The sequence below is a fragment of the Arthrobacter wenxiniae genome, from assembly GCF_013376105.1.
Lineage (GTDB): Bacteria > Actinomycetota > Actinomycetes > Actinomycetales > Micrococcaceae > Specibacter > Specibacter wenxiniae.
Map to the genome: position 1 here is coordinate 1 of NZ_JAAMFM010000053.1, position 5,920 is coordinate 5,920.

Sequence of the window (5,920 nt, forward strand, 5' to 3'; positions counted from 1 at the left end):
GGTGGTGGGGTTAAATGTGGGGAGGCCCCGCCACGTGTGTGGTGGGGCCTCTACCCTTTTGGTGTTGTCCGGCGGTGTCCTACTCTCCCACATCCTCACGAATGCAGTACCATCGGCGCTGTGGGTCTTAGCTTCCGGGTTCGGAATGGGACCGGGCGTTTCCCCCACGCTGTGACCACCGTAACTTTATTCCCGGCCCGTGAATGGGTGGGTGGCTTGTTGGGTGTTCTTGTTGGAACAACAGTATTTAGTTTACACCACGGCGGCGGGTGGATTGTTGACCCTGGCGGGTGAATGATCCGGTGACTGTCGTGGTGTCTTTTTTTGGTTTCCTGACCAGTCAAACCGGGCGGGTTTGTTGGTTGGGAACCACATAGTGAACGCGAGCATGCTTGGTGTATCGGTACAGTCCGTGTGATGAATGGCTTTTGAGGGCCCGTTCATGGAGGTCTGTGGTGATACGTTGTGTAGTTTAAGTTGTCGGCCTATTAGTACCGGTCGGCTTCACGAGTCTTTCGTCCTCGCTTCCACGTCCGGCCTATCAACCCAGTGGTCTGCTGGGGGCCTCTCACACGCTAGGTGCCTGGAAATCTCATCTTGAAGCGGGCTTCCCGCTTAGATGCTTTCAGCGGTTATCCCATCCGAACGTAGCCAATCAGCGATGCACTTGGCAGTACAACTGACACACCAGAGGTTCGTCCGTCCCGGTCCTCTCGTACTAAGGACAGCCCTTCTCAAATTTCCTGCGCGCGCAGCGGATAGGGACCGAACTGTCTCACGACGTTCTAAACCCAGCTCGCGTACCGCTTTAATGGGCGAACAGCCCAACCCTTGGGACCTACTCCAGCCCCAGGATGCGACGAGCCGACATCGAGGTGCCAAACCATGCCGTCGATATGGACTCTTGGGCAAGATCAGCCTGTTATCCCCGAGGTACCTTTTATCCGTTGAGCGACGGCCATTCCACAATGTGCCGCCGGATCACTAGTCCCGACTTTCGTCCCTGCTCGACATGTCTGTCTCACAGTCAAGCTCCCTTGTGCACTTACACTCGCCACCTGATTGCCAACCAGGCTGAGGGAACCTTTGGGCGCCTCCGTTACTCTTTAGGAGGCAACCGCCCCAGTTAAACTACCCATCAGGCACTGTCCCTGACCCGGATTACGGGCCGAAGTTAGATGTCCAAAGTGACCAGAGTGGTATTTCAACGATGACTCCACCCCCACTGGCGTGAAGGTTTCACAGTCTCCCACCTATCCTACACAAGCCACTCCGAACACCAATACCAAACTATAGTAAAGGTCTCGGGGTCTTTCCGTCCTGCTGCGCGTAACGAGCATCTTTACTCGTACTGCAATTTCGCCGAGTTTATGGTTGAGACAGCGGGGAAGTCGTTACTCCATTCGTGCAGGTCGGAACTTACCCGACAAGGAATTTCGCTACCTTAGGATGGTTATAGTTACCACCGCCGTTTACTGGGGCTTAAATTCTCAGCTTCGCCCACAAGTGGGCTAACCGGTCCTCTTAACCTTCCAGCACCGGGCAGGAGTCAGTCCGTATACATCGTCTTGCGACTTCGCACGGACCTGTGTTTTTAGTAAACAGTCGCTTCCCCCTGGTCTCTGCGGCCCACACCCGCTCACGGACAGCCAGTGTCCTTCACGGGGCAGGCCCCCCTTCTCCCGAAGTTACGGGGGCATTTTGCCGAGTTCCTTAACCATAATTCTCTCGATCGCCTTGGTATTCTCTACCTGATCACCTGTGTCGGTTTGGGGTACGGGCGGCCCGGACCTCGCGTCGATGCTTTTCTAGGCAGCATAGGATCACCGAATTCCCCCCAACGGGGGGTCCCATCAGATCTCAGGTGCGTCATCAAAGACACAGCGACGGATTTGCCTATCGCTGACCCTACATCCTTAGACCGGGACAACCATCGCCCGGCTCGGCTACCTTCCTGCGTCACACCTGTTAATACGCTTGCCTCCCCGGTTCAGTTCCCGCGCTCCCCCTTCTCCCTGGCCCGAAGGCACGCAAAGAAAGGATCGGGCGGTTAGTATCACCGGCTCAACATGGGCGGTCCTTCACCGGTACGGGAATATCAACCCGTTGTCCATCGACTACGCCTGTCGGCCTCGCCTTAGGTCCCGACTTACCCAGGGCAGATTAGCTTGACCCTGGAACCCTTGATCATTCGGCGGACGGGTTTCTCACCCGTCTTTCGCTACTCATGCCTGCATTCTCACTCGTGTGGGCTCCACCGCTAGTTCACACTGCGGCTTCACTGCCCACACGACGCTCCCCTACCACTCCAAACCCCTGAACCGGCATACACCGGCTAGGGCACGTGTTTGAAATCCACAACTTCGGCGGTGTACTTGAGCCCCGCTACATTGTCGGCGCGGAACCACTTGACCAGTGAGCTATTACGCACTCTTTTAAGGATGGCTGCTTCTAAGCCAACCTCCTGGTTGTCTAAGCAATCCCACATCCTTTCCCACTTAGCACACGCTTAGGGGCCTTAGTTGGTGGTCTGGGCTGTTTCCCTCTCGACTATGAAGCTTATCCCCCACAGTCTCACTGCCACGCTCTCACTTGCCGGCATTCGGAGTTTGGCTGACGTCAGTAACCTTGTAGGGCCCATTAGCCATCCAGTCGCTCTACCTCCGGCAAGAAACACGCAACGCTGCACCTAAATGCATTTCGGGGAGAACCAGCTATCACGAAGTTTGATTGGCCTTTCACCCCTACCCACAGCTCATCCCCTCCATTTTCAACTGAAGTGGGTTCGGTCCTCCACGCGCTCTTACACACGCTTCAACCTGGCCATGGGTAGATCACTTCGCTTCGGGTCTAGATCACGCCACTGCAACGCCCTGTTCAGACTCGCTTTCGCTACGGCTTCCCCACACGGGTTAACCTCGCGACGTAACACTAACTCGCAGGCTCATTCTTCAAAAGGCACGCCATCACCACAACAACCACACCCCCAAAAGGGTGCGCGGCGGCTCTGACGGATTGTAAGCACACGGTTTCAGGTACTATTTCACTCCCCTCCCGGGGTACTTTTCACCTTTCCCTCACGGTACTTGTCCGCTATCGGTCATTAGGTAGTATTTAGGCTTATCAGGTGGTCCTGACAGATTCACACGGGATTTCTCGGGCCCCGTGCTACTTGGGACATCCACCCAGGGGCGTGCCATGCATTTCAGTTACGGGACTCTCACCCTCTACGGCAGACCGTTCAAAGCCCTTCACCTATGCACGCATCAAACCCCCTCCAGGCCGGCAGACCCGAAACGGCAAACTCCCACAACCCCGACCATGCAACGCCCGCCGGCTATCACACATGGCACGGTTTAGCCTCTTCCGCGTTCGCTCGCCACTACTAACGGAATCACTGTTGTTTTCTCTTCCTGTGGGTACTGAGATGTTTCACTTCCCCACGTTCCCCCCACACGCCCTATATATTCAAGCGCGGGTCACCACCCAACCTTACGGCCGGTGGCGGGGTTTCCCCATTCGGACACCCTCGGATCAAAGTTCGGTTATCAACTCCCCGAGGCTTATCGCAGATTCCTACGTCCTTCTTCGGCTCCTAATGCCAAGGCATCCACCGTGTGCCCTTAAAAACTTGACTACACAAACAGCCAAAAAACACTTACACATCGAGAGAACCACGAAAACCAACACCACCACACCCCCAAAAAAGGGGCGCAACAGCATCAGATCCAGGTTCAATTATCTCAAAGAAATTGCTTCTTTATAAAGATGCTCGCGTTCACTATGTAGTTCTCAAACAACAACCCCACCACACACACCCCACCCACCCAACACACACACAAAGTGCGTGTGCCACACGGTGACCGGAACGTCATGCGCAGGAACACCGGAAACAAACCAACACCCCCACCCGCCCCCACAAGGGGGATGGAACGGGGAACGTTGTTGTCCCAGGACCCAACAGTGTGCCAAACACCACCCACCACCACAAAACAACCCCTAACGAACCCTTCCACACAACCCCCAAAGGGCGTTGCTGTACTCAGTTCCGATCGCCCCGTGCCGGCAGGCACCTGCTTCATTGATATTCCACCCTTGAGCAACCCACCCGGAAACGAATGTCCCGGCAGCAGGCCTTTACTCCTCGCACCACCAACACAACCCATGCAGGTCATCCCGTGGCGCTTGGCGCTCCTTAGAAAGGAGGTGATCCAGCCGCACCTTCCGGTACGGCTACCTTGTTACGACTTAGTCCCAATCGCCGGTCCCACCTTCGACCACTCCCTCCCCTTACGGGGTTGGGCCATGGGCTTCGGGTGTTACCAACTTTCGTGACTTGACGGGCGGTGTGTACAAGGCCCGGGAACGTATTCACCGCAGCGTTGCTGATCTGCGATTACTAGCGACTCCGACTTCATGGGGTCGAGTTGCAGACCCCAATCCGAACTGAGACCGGCTTTTTGGGATTAGCTCCACCTCACAGTATCGCAACCCATTGTACCGGCCATTGTAGCATGCGTGAAGCCCAAGACATAAGGGGCATGATGATTTGACGTCGTCCCCACCTTCCTCCGAGTTGACCCCGGCAGTCTCCCATGAGTCCCCGGCATAACCCGCTGGCAACATAGAACGAGGGTTGCGCTCGTTGCGGGACTTAACCCAACATCTCACGACACGAGCTGACGACAACCATGCACCACCTGTGAACCGGCCGCAAGCGGGGCACCCGTTTCCGGGCGTTTCCAGTCCATGTCAAGCCTTGGTAAGGTTCTTCGCGTTGCATCGAATTAATCCGCATGCTCCGCCGCTTGTGCGGGCCCCCGTCAATTCCTTTGAGTTTTAGCCTTGCGGCCGTACTCCCCAGGCGGGGCACTTAATGCGTTAGCTACGGCGCGGAAAACGTGGAATGTCCCCCACACCTAGTGCCCAACGTTTACGGCATGGACTACCAGGGTATCTAATCCTGTTCGCTCCCCATGCTTTCGCTCCTCAGCGTCAGTTAATGCCCAGAGACCTGCCTTCGCCATCGGTGTTCCTCCTGATATCTGCGCATTTCACCGCTACACCAGGAATTCCAGTCTCCCCTACATCACTCTAGTCTGCCCGTACCCACCGCAGATCCGGGGTTGAGCCCCGGACTTTCACGGCAGACGCGACAAACCGCCTACGAGCTCTTTACGCCCAATAATTCCGGATAACGCTTGCGCCCTACGTATTACCGCGGCTGCTGGCACGTAGTTAGCCGGCGCTTCTTCTGCAGGTACCCTCAACCAGGCAAAACCCGGCCTTGTTCCCTACTGAAAGAGGTTTACAACCCGAAGGCCGTCATCCCTCACGCGGCGTCGCTGCATCAGGCTTGCGCCCATTGTGCAATATTCCCCACTGCTGCCTCCCGTAGGAGTCTGGGCCGTGTCTCAGTCCCAGTGTGGCCGGTCACCCTCTCAGGCCGGCTACCCGTCGTCGCCTTGGTAGGCCATTACCCCACCAACAAGCTGATAGGCCGCGAGTCCATCCAAAACCACAAAAGCTTTCAACACCCCACCATGCGGCAGAACGTCAATATCCGGTATTAGACCCAGTTTCCCAGGCTTATCCCAGAGTTAAGGGCAGGTTACTCACGTGTTACTCACCCGTTCGCCACTAATCCCCCCAGCAAGCTGGAGATCATCGTTCGACTTGCATGTGTTAAGCACGCCGCCAGCGTTCATCCTGAGCCAGGATCAAACTCTCCGTTAAAAAACATCCAACAGACACACACCAACACACCGGAAAAAGACATGAAGGCATGCACTAAATTCGAAACCAGCTAAACAGCCGGCCGTCACCACAGGGGCGGCAACAACCAACCAAATAACCAATCCATCAAACAATAAATTGGTATCAATAAAACTTGGCACACTATTGAGTTCTCAAACAACAA

The 5,920-nt window shown here is 55.8% G+C and carries 3 rRNA genes; all 3 read right to left on the minus strand.

Features of this window, described 5'->3' with window-relative positions:
• Positions 1 to 66 precede the first annotated feature (66 nt).
• The 3 genes from rrf to G6034_RS19215 all read right to left on the minus strand — a co-directional run bounded on the left by rrf (position 67) and on the right by G6034_RS19215 (position 5,736).
• Positions 67 to 183, minus strand: a 5S ribosomal RNA gene (rrf, locus tag G6034_RS19205).
• 284 nt (positions 184 to 467) lie between these two features.
• Positions 468 to 3,637, minus strand: a 23S ribosomal RNA gene (locus G6034_RS19210).
• Positions 3,638 to 4,199: 562 nt separating this feature from the next.
• A 16S ribosomal RNA gene (locus G6034_RS19215) occupies positions 4,200 to 5,736 on the minus strand.
• The 16S, 23S and 5S rRNA genes sit together here, the layout of an rRNA operon.
• Positions 5,737 to 5,920: the final 184 nt, after the last annotated feature.